Raw genomic sequence first — 16,409 nt, forward strand, 5'->3', positions numbered from 1 at the left:
TGTTATTCCACCTCTACCGCTGCCGCTTCTTCAACCATTTCTCCGCTCAAAGACCATGTCTTGGTTTCCGTGATTTTCACCTTTACCAATTGGCCGATGGCAGATTTAGGCGCTTTGAAGTTTACCAGCTTATTTTTTCTAGTGTATCCAGCCAGTACATCCGGGTTCTTCTTGCTTTCGCCTTCAACAAGAACCTCTACAATCTGGCCATCCATCTCTTTCATTCTCTTCACAGAAAATTCATTCACGACTGCGTTTAGGCGCTGCAGGCGTTCTTTCTTCGCTTCCATCGGGACGTTATCCTGCATTTTTGCCGCCGGTGTTCCCTCACGTGGTGAATAAATGAATGTGTACGCAGCGTCGAAGCCAACTTCTCTATATAAAGACAATGTTTCCTCGAACTGTTCTTCCGTTTCATTCGGATACCCGACAATGATATCGGTTGTCAAAGCAACATCCGGCATCGCCGTTTTAATTTTTCTTACCAGCTCTAAATACTCCGTGCGGGAGTATTTGCGCGCCATAATTTTCAGAACGTCCGTGCTGCCGGATTGGACCGGAAGATGGATATGCTCGACCAGGTTTCCGCCTTTTGCCAGCACTTCGATTAAGTGGTCGTCAAAGTCGCGCGGATGGCTTGTTGTAAAGCGGATACGCGGGATATCGATTTGGCGGATTTCATCCATTAGATCGCCAAGTCCGTAGTTCAAATCATTTAGATCCTTGCCATAGGCATTCACATTTTGACCAAGCAGGGTTATTTCCTGGTATCCTTGTGCCGCAAGATGACGGACTTCCTGGATGATGTCCTCTGGACGGCGGCTGCGCTCCTTGCCGCGTGTATAAGGAACGATGCAATACGTACAGAATTTATCACAGCCGTACATGATGTTAACCCATGCTTTCGTTTTACCGTTACGGACCTTCGGAAGGTTTTCGATAACGTCCCCTTCTTTTGACCAAACCTCGATTACCATCTCTTTGGACATATAAGCGTCACCCAAGATGTGGGGCAGACGGTGAATATTATGTGTACCAAATATCATATCGACGAATGCATGCTTGGAAAGGATCCGGTTTACGACTGATTCTTCTTGTGACATACAGCCGCAGACGCCAAGCAGAAGGTCTGGCTTTTCTGTTTTAAGCGCCTTCAAATGACCCAGTTCGCCAAACACCTTGTTTTCCGCATTTTCACGGATGGCACAGGTGTTCAGCAGGATCACATTTGCATCTTCAACGGTTTCAGATGGCTCGTAACCGAGTGCCATAAAAATACCAGCCATAACTTCTGTATCATGTTCGTTCATTTGGCAGCCGTATGTACGAATGTAAAATTTACGTCCCTCGCCCATACCGCGGAACTCTTCCGGGATCGCAAAATCATCCTGGTAATTTACTTCTTCTTTGCCGCGTTTTTTTGCTTCCTTCAAGGAAGGCGGGACATATACGGCCTGAAAGTACTTACTGAAATCCTTTTCGGATTTTTTGTCCGCTGGTTTTTCAGCCTGCACTTGCTGTGATTCTAACCTTTGTTTTTCGTTCATCATGATCCCCTTTCTGAAACGTTGGATTCTAGGATCCAGCTCATTCCTATAACTTTGTTGCCTATTTATTTAATCTTTCGGTTTTTAAGCTATATACACATTATTATAGTATACGGCTTTTAACACGAAGAAACAAGACGGGATATCTGTTATCCCCACCTTGTTTCATGGAATTTATTGATATTATTTGAGAATCCCCAGATCTCTTCCAGCCTTTTCGAATGCATCCAGCGCCTGCTGCAATTCTTCTGTTGAATGCTGTGCAGTAACAATCGTCCGAACTCGGGCCAGCCCCTTGGCAACAGTCGGAAAGGCGATTCCCTGCGCAAAAACCCCATGTTCGAGCAGCTTATCGGAAAATTGATGCGCAAGCGCCTCAGCTCCTACGATGACCGGAGTAATCGGTGTATCGCTTTTCCCCGTGTTAAAGCCGAGCTCCTGCAGGCCTTGTTTGAGGAATCTCGTATTCTCCCAGAGCTTGTCAATTAACTCGGGCTCTTCGAGAAGGACATCTATCGCTTCGCTGCATGCCATCGTGACAGCAGGCGGGTGAGATGTGCTGAACAAGAATGGACGTCCCTTATGAATCAGGTAATCTATTAAAGTCTGCGAACTCGCGACATAGCCGCCGAGGACACCAATCGCTTTACTTAATGTACCAACCTGAATATGGACTCTCCCGTCCAATCGGAAATGATTGATAGTTCCCCGGCCATTTTCCCCAAGGACACCGGAGGCATGGGCATCATCAACCATTACGAGTGCATCATATTTTTCAGCGAGCTCGACTATCTCGGGCAGAGGGGCGATGTTTCCATCCATTGAGAACACTCCGTCCGTAACGATCAAACGCTTCCGGTAATTTTGCGTTTGCTTAAGCGCTTCCTCAAGAGATCTCATATCGACGTGTTTGAAAACTCTGCGCCCTGCTTTTGTAAGGCGGATGCCATCGATGATTGATGCATGGTTCAATTCATCGGAAATGACGATATCCTCAGAGGACAGAATCGCTGAAAGCACTCCTTGATTCGTGGTAAAACCTGATTGAAAAACAAGAGATGCCTCTGTGTGTTTAAATGTAGCGAGCTTTTTTTCCAGCTGGTCATGCATCGTTAACGTACCGGCGATTGTCCGAACCGAACCGGTCCCTGCTCCGTATTTTTCTACAGCCTCCAACGCGGCCCTGCGCAGGCGCGGATGCGAAGTCAGGCCGAGGTAGTTGTTTGAGGACAGCTGGATGACTTCTTTTCCATTGATGACGACCTTTGATCCTTGTTCGGATTCAAGTGGCACAAGCTTGCGGAATGTTCCCGCCTTTTTCATGCTATCTAATTCTTCCTGTAAATACTCAAAGCCTTTCACTGAAATCTCCTCCTTCAAATGTCTTCTCCTTGTTTTCAACGGACCATCCGTTTTTCTTTTCGGGATTAAGGCTGCAGGACAACTTTTCCACATTCCCCCTTAATCATTAATTCAAAGCCCTTTTCAAAGTCTTCAAGCGGGAAATGGTGGGTAATCATAGGCTTGACATCGACCTGGCCTGAAGCTAAAAGGCTCGATACCTGCTGCCAGGTTTTAAACATCTGCCTTCCGGTGATTCCGTGGACGTTGATCCCTTTGAAGACAATATCTTCGGTAATATTGATTTCGACAGGCTTGACAGGCAGGCTGAGGATCGATACCCTTCCCCCGTTTGTAACCATCTTGAAGCCTTGGTTGATAGCTTGAGGATGTCCGCTCATTTCACAGACAACATCTACACCGTTTCCACCTGTTAAGTCCTCGACTACTTTCAAAGGATCCTCCTTCATGGAATTAACAATCGTAGTCGCTCCCATTTGTTTGGCCAGATCAAGCCGATAATCATTTACATCGAACGCGATAACCAAGGCAGCGCCCGCCGCCTTTGCCACGCCGGCAGCCATGATGCCAATCGGACCGCATCCGATAATCGCTATCGTTTTACCGACCACTTCCCCGGACAGTACGGTATGGACGGCATTTCCCATCGGTTCTTGAATGGAGGCTACATCGTATGGCATTTCCTTCGGATTTTTCCACAGGTTACCCGCCGGCAATGCTACATATTCCGCAAAACAGCCTTGGGTATCTACCCCGATGATTTGTGTATGTTTGCAAATATGGTATTGTCCTGTTAAACATTGCGGACAGGTGCCACAGACAAGGTGGGTTTCCGCGGAAACAAAATCCCCAGCTGTCACACTGCTAACCTTCGAACCTACTTCAATAACCACGCCTGAGAATTCATGTCCGAAAACATAGGGCGGCTTGACCCTGCTTTGTGACCATTCATCCCACGTATAGATATGCACATCCGTTCCGCAGATAGAGGTTGCTTTCACTTTTATGAGCACTTCCTCATCGCTTATTTTTGGTATGTCCACCATTTGGAGTTCCGCGCCATAACCGCTGTGATGTTTTAAAAGCGCTTTCATTTTTCCGTTCAACATGTACACTCTCCCCTTTAGAGCATGCTGCGAATCCTATTATATTAATATTCTACCATCCTCTAAACTTGACTGTAAACCGCACTGTATTCCTGAAATGGACAAATGGTTTCAGACGGGAAATTTTTTGATTAAATATTGGAGCTTACATTGTGTTCACATATTTATTTAGGTATTGGGTAATCGTCTTATGCAGCTTGTCCGTAGCTGCATACAATATTTTGAACACTTAATTCATTCTGAGGGGAGTGACATTCATGGGTAAGGAAAAAAAGAAGCATAAAGAAGACGAATATAAAAAACGCAAACATGATTGCGATGATGACTGGGATTGGGAAGACTGGGACGATGATGAGGATTGTCGGGAAGATCAGCGTGATGAGGAAGATGAGAAAGATGATGACAAAGATGACAACAAACACGATGATGAACGGGATTCTTCCAATGAAGAAAACGAACGTTCAAGACGCAAGCGGTTTAGCTGGATCTAACTGCTAGTCTGGATAACGCAGTTAAAACTTTCATGCAAAAGGCCCGCTCATTATATGAGCCGGACCCTTTTTTTTGTTCATTTTATTCTTACATAAATTCAGCAACTAATTGATCAAAGCTTTCCTGGCTCAGCTTTAAGTCGGCTTTCGTTAGCGACTCTTCCGCATAACCCGAAATCATTTCCTGATAAGACTGGCGCTCGTTGTTTTGATAAATGATACCAGTGACAAGGCCATCATGCTCCATCACTGTTTGCATGGCCATTTCACGATTCGTGTGGTCATAGCCTTCGATTGTGCCAAGCTTTGTTAAGTTTTCTTTAAACCAGTCATACGTATTCACTTTGTTGTATGTGACACAAGGGCTGAATACATTGATTAAGGAAAACCCTTTATGCTGAATACCAGCTTCAATAATTGCTGTAAGATCTTTAAGGTCCGTTGAGAAGCTTTGCGCGACAAAGGTTGCTCCTGCAGATAATGCCAGCTCCATAGGAGAAATCGCCTGCTCGATCGAGCCCTGAGGTGTGGATTTCGTCTTAAATCCGGCAGCTGAACGCGGCGAAGTCTGTCCCTTCGTCAATCCATAAATCTGGTTGTCCATAACGATATATGTCACGTCAATATTTCGGCGGATCGCATGGATTGTATGGCCCATTCCGATTGCGAAACCGTCGCCGTCACCGCCTGAAGCAATAACTGTCAATTCCCGGTTGGCCATTTTTACCCCTTGGGCAATCGGAAGCGAACGGCCATGGATTCCATGGAAGCCGTACGATTTAATATAACCTGAAATACGTCCGGAACAGCCGATACCAGATACAATAGCAAGTCTCTCCGGTTCAAGACCAACATTGGCAGCCGCGCGCTGAATCGCTGCCTGTACCGAGAAGTCGCCGCAGCCGGGACACCAGTTCGGCTTTACGTTATTACGAAACTCTTTAAATGTGGCCATATTGGAACAACTCCTTACATTGTGTATGGATTTCATGCGGCAAGAACGGGTTACCGTCATATTTTAAGATATTCTTAATTTTCGTAACGTTGCCGACATTCATTTTCAATATATTCGCTAACTGTCCTGTCGCATTGTTTTCAATTACAACTACCCTCTTCGCTGATTGCACTAAAGGAAGCATTTCATCTGTCGGAAATGGATGAATTAAGCGGATATGTGCATGGTTCACTTTAATCCCATCTGCTTCTAACCGTTCCATTGCTTCTTCAATAATCCCGCGTGTAGAAATGAATCCAACAATCAAAAGATCGGCTTCTGCATGCGGCGTATTTTTATACACAGGTGTTTTAAAAGTAATGTTTTCGATTTTTCGCATCCGTTTATCCATTTGCGCAACCCGGTTCCCCGCTGATTCTGAAGGTTTACCGGTTTCATCGTGTTCCACACCTGTCACATGGAAGATGCCGTTTTTCGTTCCTGGTAACACACGTGGGGAAATGCCATTTTCGGTTACTTCATAGCGTTTGAAATATTCGCCGTTTTCTGCTTCAGGAAGCTCTTCGCTCACCAGTTTTCCACGTCTGATTTCAATTTTGCTGTAATCCAGCGGCTGAACAGTTTGTTTACCGAGCGATAACTGGAGGTCTGAAAGGACGATAACCGGGCATTGATATTCCTCAGCAAGGTTAAGCGCTTCCGCTGTATCATAAAACGCTTCTTCCACCGTGCTTGGGGCCATGACAATCTTCGGGATCTCACCGTGCGTCCCGTAAATCATCGCCATAAGGTCGGATTGCTCCTGCTTTGTTGGGAGGCCGGTAGATGGGCCGCCCCGCTGAGTATCAATAATCACAAGCGGTGTTTCGGTAATGCCAGAAAGCCCGATGGACTCCATCTTTAAGGAAAGACCCGGTCCCGCAGAAGCCGTAATCGCGCGGATTCCCGCATAGTTGGCTCCAATTGCCATCGTCGCTGCAGCTATTTCATCCTCTGTCTGGATAACCGTTCCGCCGACAGCAGGTAGCTTTTTAATTAAATATTCCATAATCTCTGAAGCAGGAGTGATTGGGTACGCTGCCATAAACCGGACTCCACCGGCAAGTGCGCCCAATGAAATCGCATCGTTTCCAATCATGAATAAGCGCTTCTGCCCATCCGCTTTTTCAAGCTGCATGGCACCTACCTTTTCCCCAAGCTTTTCCGTCATATAATCATAGCCTGCTTTAATGGCATCCATGTTTTTCTGGACGATTTGTTCGCCTTTTCGACCAAAGATTTCTTCGACGACTTCGTTGAAAACAGTGATGTCCAACCCAAGCACAGCGCTTGAGGCGCCTACAGCTACCATGTTTTTCATCAGAGACGTTCCAAGTTCAGTCGCCATTTCGGTAACTGGAACGGCATACATTGCTGCATCCGTATCCTCAGGACGGACAGGATTGAATTTGGAATCCGCAATGATGACTCCGCCTTCGTGAAGTTCCTTATAGTTTACATCGATTGTCTCCTGGTCAAACGCCACGAGAATATCCAAATCATCCGAGATCGAGCGCGTTTGCGTCGTGCTTACACGAATCTTATTGTTCGTGTGCCCTCCTTTAATACGAGATGAGAAATGACGGTATCCATACAAGTAGTAGCCCAATCTGTTCAGAGCAATACTGAAAATTTCTCCCGTACTTTCAATACCTTCCCCTTGTTGTCCTCCAACTTTCCACGAAAGTTGATTGATCATGCCCTTACACCCCTTTAGATCCGGTTAAAATAATAAACTCAAACTCTACTATAGCAATGCCTTCCCCTAATAAACTGAAACTTTTAATATGTATAAATATTCAATTATTTTATTATAGGAAAGGTGTACTAAACTGTTTCAATTCTAGACCTATAACCTAAAAAAATCAAGCCTTTGATAACAATAAATGCTAGTTTCGGTGATATTTTTTTGTATATTTAGATAATTCCGTTAAAAGTGATTATTGCTTCATTAGCCTGGGAATCTAGCAGCGAAATTACCGAATAGTACCCCTTTTATGAATTCGACAGGATAGTGTTTATACAGTTCATTGACCAAGTTCTGATAATCCCTGTAGGAAGACAGGCTATGCACTGTGTCATCAATGCCGTCAAAATCTGATCCTAGGCCGATTTGACTCCCGCCCCCGAGACTTGCGATATAGTCTATTTGATTCAGGACATCCGCTATATACGCAAACGGCTTTTTCGTTAAAAATCGAGGCATAAAGGTTACTCCTATCACCCCTTTTTTCTTGAGCAAGGCTTTGATTTGATCATCTTTAAGATTGCGAGGGTGGGGACAAATCCGAAAAGCATTCGAATGGGAGGCAATCGGATAGTCCGCTATCTCGATGACATCCCAGAACGCCTGTTCAGATAGATGTGAAACATCGCACCAGATGGCATGCCGGTTCAATGTTTTCACGACATTTTCGCCAAAACCGGTCAAACCGCCTCCACGTTTTTCAAGGGCACCGTCCGCAACCAAGTTAGCAAAGTTCCATGTCAATCCAACAGACGAAACGCCTAATCTGACCAATGTGTTTAACTTTACTAAATCATCTCCGATACAATCACAGCCCTCCAATGTTAGAACCACCCCGATTTGATCGTCCAAAAGACTCTCGATATCTTCTTTGGAGGTTACCAGTTTCATATTCGGCATCGTCAAAACTTTCTCATAGAAAATATCTACCATGTAAAGCGCCGCAATAAATCGCATATCTGGATGGATGGCCTCAGGGACATAAATCGCAAAACACTGAACCTTTCCTCCAGTTTCAGTAAGAGATTGATAAGTAATATGAAGTTTTTCACTGTCTAAAAAGGAGATGGTTGGGTCGATAAACATCTTCATCAAGACATCACAGTGGGCATCAAAGATTTTCATTTTTCTACTCCCTTTCATTCAAATAGATATATACACTATACATTCTTTTTTCCCGTAAAAAAAGAACCTGTTTGCTGATGCAAACAGGTGTCGGTTTTCATGACATTCGCTATCTGGGTTCGACAATGAGTTTAATCGCTGTTCTTTCTTCACCATCGATCTTAATATCTGTAAAGGCAGGAATACAAATCAAGTTCACTCCACTAGGTGCCACAAACCCTCTTGCGATTGCTACTGCCTTGACGGCCTGATTTAACGCACCGGCGCCGATCGCCTGGAGCTCCGCGGTGCCTCTTTCTCTTAGTACGCCCGCCAGTGCGCCTGCTACAGAATTAGGATTAGATTTTGCTGAAACCTTTAATATTTCCATCCCTAGTCCTCCTTGTTTTCCCCTTACCTGATTGGAATGGCATTCCATAGGTAAATACTTTCCATTGCTACTATATTCTGAGCAGAAACGTAGTATGACAAATAGTTATCTGGAAAGCCGGATTCCCACCAGCGTGCAAAGGACGGTCATGGGAGTGACGGAATGTTTTATAATTACTGATTTTCCGAAGCCCATTACGGTGCGACACTACCCTCTTTAGGGATGGGGTAACAGTGAGGTCAAATGCTTGAAAATCTCACGATCTTTTTTACACTCAAATTTTGCAGTATTAACCCTTAACTAATAAAATATAGATATGAACGAATACAGACTAACTAACGCTACCTTATCATTCATTACTTATCATTTTGTATTCTGTCCTCGATACATAAGAAAGATTTTTCTTGATTCGAAAGTAGAACAGAGATTTAAAGAAATGGTACATGAAATATGCGAAACTCTAAAAGTTGAGATGGGATACCCCAACCTTGCAGGCTGTTCAAAGCAGAAATGAATCGAGAACGCTTAAGTCACAAGAATTCCACCGTTAAATAGTAAGCTTTAGGGCTTGCGTCTTTACCGTGGGAGTCTCAAGTATAAAAAAGGTGATCATCATTGATTAAAATACGTTCTATTTTCTTGGACTGCCCTGTTTTTTCATCAATATCGATGATGGTCGCACTTAAAACGGTCCTGCCTTCCTTTGGGACCTCAAATCGAACCGGAAGGCTTGTTAGAAAGCGGTGGATGACCGCTTCTCTTTCCATTCCTAATACCCCGTCATAAGGGCCGGTCATGCCCACGTCCGACAGGTAAGCCGTGCCGTTCGGAAGGATCCGATTATCCGTTGTTTGGACATGCGTATGAGTGCCGACTACAGCCGAGACCTTGCCATCAAGAAACCACCCCATTGCTTGCTTTTCACTGGTTGCCTCACCATGGAAATCAACGAAAATAATCGGTGTTCGCTTTCTTGCCTCAGCGACAAGCTCTTCAGCCTTTACAAAAGGACAGTCGAGCGGGGGCATAAATGTGCGGGCCTGAAGATTGATGATGGCAATTTCAAACGTGTTCCATTTTAGAAATTTCAGCCCTTCCCCTGGTGTGCCTGCAGGAAAGTTTGCCGGACGCACCAGATACTTCGCGCTCTCAATAAACTCAAAAATATCCCGGTTATCCCATGCATGGTTGCCAAGCGTGACGGCCTGTGCTCCCCATTCAAGAAATTCACGGTATATATTTTCGGTGATGCCACGGCCTCCTGCTGCATTTTCACCGTTGACCACGGTGATATGGGGCCGGTACTTTTCTTTTATTTTCGGAAGGTACTCTTTCAACATATCCCTTCCCGGTGAACCAACTACATCTCCGACAAAAAGTAATTTCATAAAAAAATCCTTTCTATTTATCCAACATTTTTTATATGGACGAAAGGGCTCAGACCCTTTGGTTTTCTCATGTATTGTAACACAAATCATGATGGGCCGGAGTTGCTCTCTTTCACATTGGTCTATGCAATAAAAAAACGAAGTGGTGAGTCACCACTTCGCTTTACTTTGCGTATTCGACGGCCCTTGTTTCACGGATGACCGTTACTTTTATATGGCCTGGGTAATCCAGTTCTTCTTCAATGCGTTTACGGATATCCCTTGCAAGACGATGAGCACTTAGATCATCGATTTGTTCAGGTTTTACCATAATTCTTACTTCACGTCCGGCTTGAATGGCAAAGGATTTTTCAACGCCATCATACGATTCGGAAATCTCTTCAAGCTTCTCAAGTCTTCTGATATAGTTTTCGAGCGTTTCACTGCGCGCCCCTGGTCTTGCCGCGGACAATGCATCCGCAGCCGCGACTAGCACGGCAATGACTGAAGTAGGTTCTGTATCACCATGGTGGGAAGCAATGCTGTTGACGACAACAGGATGCTCTTTGTACTTGGTTCCGAGTTCGACCCCAATCTCCACATGGCTTCCTTCTACTTCATGGTCAATTGCTTTACCAATATCGTGAAGCAATCCGGCACGTCTTGCGAGCGTTTCGTCTTCTCCAAGCTCAGCGGCCAATAATCCGGATAATTGGGCAACCTCCACGGAATGCTTTAAAACGTTTTGGCCGTAACTTGTACGGAACTTCAAGCGGCCAAGAATTTTAATCAGATCCGGATGGAGCCCGTGAACACCTACCTCGAAAGTGGTTTGTTCACCTATTTCGCGGATATGTTCATCCACTTCACGTCTTGATTTATCAACCATCTCTTCGATGCGAGCCGGGTGAATCCGTCCATCTTGCACCAACTTCTCAAGTGCTAAACGAGCCGTTTCACGCCTGATAGGATCGAATCCGGAAAGAATGACGGCTTCCGGTGTATCATCAATGATCAAATCGATACCTGTAAGAGTTTCCAGTGTACGGATATTTCGTCCTTCACGTCCGATAATCCGGCCTTTCATCTCATCATTTGGCAGGTTCACCACAGAAACGGTTGTTTCTGCAACGTGATCAGCCGCGCAACGCTGTATCGCAAGGGAAAGCAATTCTTTCGCTTTCTTGTCAGATTCTTCTTTCGCACGATTCTCGCTTTCTTTAATCATGATTGCGGTATCATGGGCCAATTCTTTCTCAATACGGTCGATGATGATTGCTTTCGCTTCTTCACGAGTTAAGCCAGAAACACGCTCGAGTTCAGTCTGCTGCTTGCGAATCGTTTCTTCCACTTTGCTTTCCATCTCTTCAATATGCTGTTGTCTTTGGTTCAGAGAATCATCCTTTTTCTCCAAAAGGACTTCACGTTTGTCTAACGTTTCATCTTTACGGTCAAGGTTCTCTTCTTTTTGCAATAATCGATTTTCTTGTTTTTGCAATTCATTTCTTCGCTCACGCACTTCGCGTTCAGCATCAGAACGAATCTTATGAATTTCATCTTTTGCTTCCAATAGGGCTTCTTTTTTAGCAGCCTCCGCTTCACGTTTTGCATCCGCAAGGATATGTTCAGCCGAGTTTTTAGCCCCTGCTATTTTGTTTTGGGAAACATTCTTGCTTACAAAATAGCCAACAACTGCACCGACGATTAGGCCAAGCAAAATGGAGATGATTACTGTAATGGGTTCCATCATTTCACCTCCCCTTGCTATGAACTTGTTACTAAAAAGTAGGTCTGTCGGCATGTACATTGTACATAACTTCAATATACAGCACTTAACATTTCAAAAATTTTAGTTTGAAAAAATGTAAAATATACATACTAATTGTATAGGTGAGATTTTTTATTGTCAAGGGTTTGTCCTGCACACGGCTCCCTGAATTTTCAGGACATCGACAAGGGATGTTCCATGCTTAATTTTTCGTCCTATGAAAAAAGGACCGGCAGCACTATGACCGGTCCTACTTGGCTATATTATTTGAGTTCTAGTTCCTCTTGATCCTCTGCTTCTTCCAGCGCGACATGTTCGCCGTCAAGGTTGTAATGATCACGGATCTTTTGCATGATTTCCAGACGAAGGCTTTCATTTTCCTTTAAGAACAACTTTGCGTTTTCACGTCCCTGTCCGAGACGATCTTCGTTGTAAGAATACCATGAGCCGCTTTTTTGGACGATATCCAATTCAGAACCCATGTCAATGATTTCGCCTTCGCGCGAAATTCCTTCCCCATACATGATATCAACTTCTGCCTGGCGGAACGGAGGCGCCACCTTGTTTTTCACTACTTTAATCCTTGTCTTGTTACCGACTATATCGTTGCCCTGCTTCAATTGCTCGGCACGACGCACTTCAAGACGGACAGTGGAATAAAACTTCAATGCGCGTCCCCCGGTAGTAGTTTCCGGGTTTCCGAACATGATCCCTATCTTTTCACGAATCTGGTTGATGAAAACCGCGATTGTATTAGATTTGCTAATGGCACCGGAAAGCTTTCTAAGAGCCTGGGACATCAGTCTTGCCTGAAGGCCGACGTGAGAGTCCCCCATTTCTCCTTCAATCTCCGCTTTCGGCACCAAGGCTGCAACCGAGTCTATTACGAGAATATCTACTGCACCGCTTCGAACAAGGGCTTCGGCAATCTCTAGACCCTGCTCGCCTGTGTCCGGCTGGGATAGCAATAATTCATCGATATTGACTCCAAGTTTTTGGGCATATACCGGATCAAGAGCATGTTCGGCATCGATGAAGGCAGCTTGTCCGCCTTTTGCCTGAACCTCTGCTATGGCATGGAGCGCCACCGTGGTTTTACCTGAGCTTTCAGGTCCGTAGATTTCAATGATTCTCCCGCGCGGATATCCGCCCACTCCAAGAGCGACATCCAATGCCAGTGAACCGGATGAAATGGTGGAAATTCTTCTGTCCGTTTGCTCACCGAGCTTCATGATGGAACCTTTACCGAATTGCTTTTCAATTTGCTTTAATGCCATTTCTAACGCCGCTTGACGATCACTCACTTAAGTTCCTCCTCTATATTCAACTAATCGGTTTATCCGATTAAACAAAGACAAATTAATTGATTTTAAGCTGTCTCATCTCAAAACCTATTTCTACTATATACTTTTTTTTTCTGTTTGCCAAGAGAAAAATCGAACATCCATTCGTTTTTTTTAATTGCTATTTATTTATGAATCTCTCTTTTTCTTCCAGTGAAAGACCCTTTTTGATTGATAGGAATGATAATGAAATGAAAAATCCCAAAGTTATCTGTCTATTTCCTAACATAAAGAAAACTCGTCGATTGACGAGCCGTAAGGCGGAGATTAGACGTAGTTGCACTTATGCAGAAAACAAGACCGGTGTGAAACCGGCCCAGGTACATATTATTCAGATAATTGCCGGAGCAAGTAATGGCATCCGTATTTCACGCTTCGAATCCTGTTCGAGGTCCTGCTCCCCGAAAGATTCAACTGCTCTACAGCAGATGCGCCGTTACGGAACGCCATCCCGATAAATACAGTGCCGACGGGTTTGCCTTCCTGTTCATCGGGACCTGCTACCCCTGTAAAGCTGATACCGACATCGGCATCGAGCAGATTCCGGACGTTTTCCGCCATCTCCGCCGCGCAAGGACCACTGACAACGCCATGCTCGGAAATCGTTTTTTCACTGACTTGCAGCACATTCCTTTTCGCGTCATTTGTATAAGCGACGATGCCACCTTTAAAGACCTTGCCTGCCGCCGGAACGGATGTGAGCTGCTCTTGGAACATCCCGCCGGTCAAGCTTTCAGCACTGGCAATCGTTAATTTCCGAGTGGACAGTTCTTTCAAAAGTTCCTTAGTCAAGGAAGTGTCATTAATTCCATAACAATACTCCCCAACACGGCTTAAGATTTCTTTTTCCACAACGGCTATCATTTCGTCGCATTTTTCCCGTGAAGTGTGCTTGGCCGTAATCCTGAGTGTGACTTCACCATCCCCAGCAAGCGGCGCAATCGTCGGATTTGTTTGATTTTCAAGCATATCTTCAATCTTTGTTTCGAGAAGGGATTCACCAATCCCAAAAAAGCGCAGCACTTTGGATTCGATTCTCTCATGAGTTTTAAGCTTTTTCATAATGCTCTCATAACCGTAGCTTAAAAACATCGGTTGCATTTCCTTTGGCGGTCCCGGTAACAACATATAGGTAATTCCATTGATAGCAAGGACCATCCCGGGGGCCATTCCGTGATCATTGCGCAAAACCTCTGACCCTTCCAAAATAAGTGCCTGCTTCTTATTATTTTCCGTCATTTCGATTCCTGTTTTACTGAAAAAAGCTTCGATGGAATGTAAGGCCTCTTCATCGAAAACAAGCTCTCTGCCAAGATGGCGGGAAATCGTTTCTTTTGTCAGATCATCTTTAGTCGGGCCGAGTCCCCCGGTAAAGACAATTAAATCCGCACGGGATTCGGCCGTTTCAAGCACGGATTCCAATCTCTTATCATTGTCCCCCACAACCGTATGATAAAAAACATTGACTCCCATTTCGGCGAATTGCTGTGAGAGAAATTTTGCGTTCGTATTCACAATTTGTCCAAGCAGCAGTTCCGATCCTACCGCGATAATTTCAGCATTCATCTCCTAAAGACCCACCATTCGTTATTTGGAATTTTTAAAAACTTCTTTGTTTTTCGCAAAGTAATCCCATCCAGACCAGATCGTAAAGAACAAAGCAATCCACAGTGCGATATTGGCAAATGGAACTGAGATTAAAGAAAACGGTAAATTATGAAGAAGCAAAGCTGAAATGGCGACAATTTGGGCCCAGGTTTTGATTTTCCCCAAATTGTTCGCAGCCACAACTTCACCGGTACCGGCAAGAACGAGACGCAATCCCGTCACTGCAAATTCCCGGCTGATGATGGCGATGACGATCCATGATTGATTGTAAACTAGATCTAGGTCGACCAATACAATTAAAGCGGCTGAAACGAGAAGCTTATCGGCCAGCGGATCCAGGAATTTCCCGAGATTGGTGACAAGATTCAACTTACGTGCGTAATATCCGTCAATCCAATCCGTCGTTGAGGCGACAATGAATAGCAATGCCCCCCAGAAATGGGCTACTGGAAGGGAACTACCCGCTATTGTCCATTCTCCCCAGTTGAACGGAACGAGCATGATGATTAAAAACAAAGGAATTAATAGAATTCTTAATACAGTTATTTTATTAGGCAGATTCACGAACGATTCCTCCAAAAATTCGTACAGAGATGTACGATAATTAAAATCAAATAAGAGAAAAAATAGTCACCATAAAGATGACTACCTAAGATGATTATTGAACTTTAGTAAATTGAATGGTTACGTTCTGCGTAACCGATTGTGCAGGTGAAATGGCGTACGCCAGTTTTTCGTCATTTACAAAGATTTCGGTATCGGCCGCATTTCCTACAACAATAACTGCCCCGGTTTCATTCGTAAAGTCGATTTCCTGGATTTGGTCCTTTTTAAGGGTGCCTTGGAAGATGGATTTGCCGCTTCCATTTTGGATATTTACCCATGTTTCCCCTATAGATGAAACCTTTAATTTGAATTCTTTAGCATTTTTTAACTCATATGTGCTGTTTTTACCGCTTGAACTTACAGATGTAAGTTCTTGTTTCATTTCTTCAGGTTCTGCCTCTTCTACTGTTGGTGCTGCTGGTTCTTCTTTTTTCTCTTCTTCAGTTGCTGCAGAATCTTCATGCTTGTTCTCATCATTTAGAGGAGAGTCATTGCTTTCATCATAGTTTACCTCTTCATTAGCAGTCTCATTCTCATTATCAGTCTTATTGTCTGATGTACTTACATAATTTGAAACTAACAGATATATTAATATGGCTGCCAGGATGACGAAAATGATACCAAGTATTTTGGGTAATGAAGCCATAAATTTAGAGTCTTCTGTCTTAACGGTACTTTTGGATTGCACTCTGGATAGCTGATCCGGAAGCTCCTCATTATATACAACCGGAACATCGCTTTTGTACTGGTCAAAGATCTCCTCAGAATCCAAACCGACAGCCTCGCAGTATTGCTTGATAAATGCGCGCACGTAAAACTTCCCAGGCATCATATCATAATTGCCTTCTTCAATGCCCGTCAAATACCGCTTCTGTATTTTTGTCACATTTTGTAAATCATCCAAGCTCATGCCCTTTGCCACGCGGGCTTCTTTAAGTCTAGTACCTAATTCAGTCAAATAAAACACCTTCCATT

General features: G+C 44.3%; 14 protein-coding genes and 1 pseudogene. 2 read left to right on the plus strand and 13 right to left on the minus strand.

The features are described 5' to 3' along the window. Positions 1-2: 2 nt before the first annotated feature. From miaB to tdh, 3 genes are all read right to left on the minus strand, one after another. A complete protein-coding gene (miaB, locus tag LQ216_RS11630) occupies positions 3-1,547 on the minus strand; it encodes a tRNA (N6-isopentenyl adenosine(37)-C2)-methylthiotransferase MiaB (RefSeq protein WP_230129591.1) in 1,545 nt (514 codons plus the stop codon). A 183-nt stretch (positions 1,548-1,730) separates the two neighbouring features. Then, the gene (locus LQ216_RS11635) at positions 1,731-2,909 is read right to left on the minus strand and encodes a glycine C-acetyltransferase (RefSeq protein ID WP_230129466.1); all 1,179 of its coding nucleotides are present in this window, start codon (positions 2,907-2,909) and stop codon (positions 1,731-1,733) included. 65 nt (positions 2,910-2,974) lie between these two features. Beyond that, complete coding sequence (tdh, locus tag LQ216_RS11640; RefSeq protein ID WP_230129593.1) at positions 2,975-4,015, minus strand: L-threonine 3-dehydrogenase; 1,041 nt, start codon at positions 4,013-4,015, stop codon at positions 2,975-2,977. A 257-nt stretch (positions 4,016-4,272) separates the two neighbouring features. Here tdh and LQ216_RS11645 point away from each other — a divergent pair, with 257 nt between their 5' ends. Then, on the plus strand, positions 4,273-4,506 hold the full coding sequence (locus tag LQ216_RS11645; RefSeq protein WP_230129467.1) for a hypothetical protein: 234 nt from the start codon (positions 4,273-4,275) through the stop codon (positions 4,504-4,506). 88 nt (positions 4,507-4,594) lie between these two features. On the opposite strand, the gene LQ216_RS11650 is transcribed toward LQ216_RS11645, so the two are convergent. The 4 genes from LQ216_RS11650 to spoVS all read right to left on the minus strand — a co-directional run bounded on the left by LQ216_RS11650 (position 4,595) and on the right by spoVS (position 8,742). Then, positions 4,595-5,461: a 2-oxoacid:ferredoxin oxidoreductase subunit beta gene (locus LQ216_RS11650; RefSeq protein WP_230129468.1), complete on the minus strand. Its 867-nt coding sequence runs from the start codon at positions 5,459-5,461 to the stop codon at positions 4,595-4,597. Continuing rightward, positions 5,448-7,199 carry a 2-oxoacid:acceptor oxidoreductase subunit alpha gene (locus LQ216_RS11655; RefSeq protein ID WP_230129469.1) on the minus strand — a complete coding sequence of 584 codons (1,752 nt, stop codon included), beginning with the start codon at positions 7,197-7,199 and terminating at the stop codon, positions 5,448-5,450. The genes LQ216_RS11650 and LQ216_RS11655 overlap by 14 nt, the downstream gene beginning before the upstream one ends. Before the next feature lie 252 nt (positions 7,200-7,451). After that, entirely contained in the window at positions 7,452-8,372 is a 921-nt protein-coding gene (locus tag LQ216_RS11660; protein WP_230129470.1) for a dipeptidase, read from the minus strand. A 109-nt stretch (positions 8,373-8,481) separates the two neighbouring features. Beyond that, positions 8,482-8,742: a stage V sporulation protein SpoVS gene (gene spoVS, locus LQ216_RS11665; RefSeq protein WP_230129471.1), complete on the minus strand. Its 261-nt coding sequence runs from the start codon at positions 8,740-8,742 to the stop codon at positions 8,482-8,484. 316 nt (positions 8,743-9,058) lie between these two features. Here spoVS and LQ216_RS11670 point away from each other — a divergent pair. Continuing rightward, positions 9,059-9,211, plus strand: a pseudogene (locus LQ216_RS11670) (transposase); the annotation flags it as partial. Between the two features lie 121 nt (positions 9,212-9,332). On the opposite strand, the gene LQ216_RS11675 reads toward LQ216_RS11670, so the two are convergent. From LQ216_RS11675 to LQ216_RS11700, 6 genes are all read right to left on the minus strand, one after another. Next, the gene (locus LQ216_RS11675) at positions 9,333-10,130 is read right to left on the minus strand and encodes a TIGR00282 family metallophosphoesterase (protein WP_230129472.1); all 798 of its coding nucleotides are present in this window, start codon (positions 10,128-10,130) and stop codon (positions 9,333-9,335) included. 163 nt (positions 10,131-10,293) lie between these two features. After that, positions 10,294-11,856, minus strand: a complete 1,563-nt coding sequence (gene rny / locus LQ216_RS11680) for a ribonuclease Y (RefSeq protein ID WP_230129596.1) — start codon at positions 11,854-11,856, stop codon at positions 10,294-10,296. A 284-nt stretch (positions 11,857-12,140) separates the two neighbouring features. Further along, positions 12,141-13,181 (minus strand): recombinase RecA, encoded by a 1,041-nt coding sequence (gene recA, locus LQ216_RS11685; protein WP_230129473.1) that lies wholly within the window; start codon positions 13,179-13,181, stop codon positions 12,141-12,143. Between the two features lie 366 nt (positions 13,182-13,547). Continuing rightward, positions 13,548-14,786 (minus strand): competence/damage-inducible protein A, encoded by a 1,239-nt coding sequence (locus tag LQ216_RS11690; protein WP_230129474.1) that lies wholly within the window; start codon positions 14,784-14,786, stop codon positions 13,548-13,550. A 21-nt stretch (positions 14,787-14,807) separates the two neighbouring features. Then, positions 14,808-15,392, minus strand: coding sequence for a CDP-diacylglycerol--glycerol-3-phosphate 3-phosphatidyltransferase (gene pgsA / locus LQ216_RS11695; protein ID WP_230129475.1), 585 nt, complete (start codon positions 15,390-15,392; stop codon positions 14,808-14,810). 94 nt (positions 15,393-15,486) lie between these two features. Continuing rightward, a complete protein-coding gene (locus LQ216_RS11700) occupies positions 15,487-16,401 on the minus strand; it encodes a RodZ domain-containing protein (RefSeq protein ID WP_354958916.1) in 915 nt (304 codons plus the stop codon). Positions 16,402-16,409: the final 8 nt, after the last annotated feature.

Source organism: Bacillus sp. CECT 9360 (genome assembly GCF_918741275.1).
Classification (GTDB): domain Bacteria; phylum Bacillota; class Bacilli; order Bacillales; family DSM-1321; genus Peribacillus.

Excerpts from the sequence above, each read along its gene's own strand:
- spoVS (WP_230129471.1), bottom strand. The coding sequence starts at position 8,742 with ATGGAAATATTAAAGGTTTCAGCAAAATCTAATCCTAATTCTGTAGCA.
- rny (WP_230129596.1), bottom strand. The coding sequence starts at position 11,856 with ATGGAACCCATTACAGTAATCATCTCCATTTTGCTTGGCCTAATCGTC.
- LQ216_RS11660 (WP_230129470.1), bottom strand. The coding sequence starts at position 8,372 with ATGAAAATCTTTGATGCCCACTGTGATGTCTTGATGAAGATGTTTATC.
- LQ216_RS11655 (WP_230129469.1), bottom strand. The coding sequence starts at position 7,199 with ATGATCAATCAACTTTCGTGGAAAGTTGGAGGACAACAAGGGGAAGGT.
- LQ216_RS11645 (WP_230129467.1), top strand. The coding sequence starts at position 4,273 with ATGGGTAAGGAAAAAAAGAAGCATAAAGAAGACGAATATAAAAAACGC.
- LQ216_RS11690 (WP_230129474.1), bottom strand. The coding sequence starts at position 14,786 with ATGAATGCTGAAATTATCGCGGTAGGATCGGAACTGCTGCTTGGACAA.
- miaB (WP_230129591.1), bottom strand. The coding sequence starts at position 1,547 with ATGAACGAAAAACAAAGGTTAGAATCACAGCAAGTGCAGGCTGAAAAA.
- LQ216_RS11675 (WP_230129472.1), bottom strand. The coding sequence starts at position 10,130 with ATGAAATTACTTTTTGTCGGAGATGTAGTTGGTTCACCGGGAAGGGAT.
- LQ216_RS11650 (WP_230129468.1), bottom strand. The coding sequence starts at position 5,461 with ATGGCCACATTTAAAGAGTTTCGTAATAACGTAAAGCCGAACTGGTGT.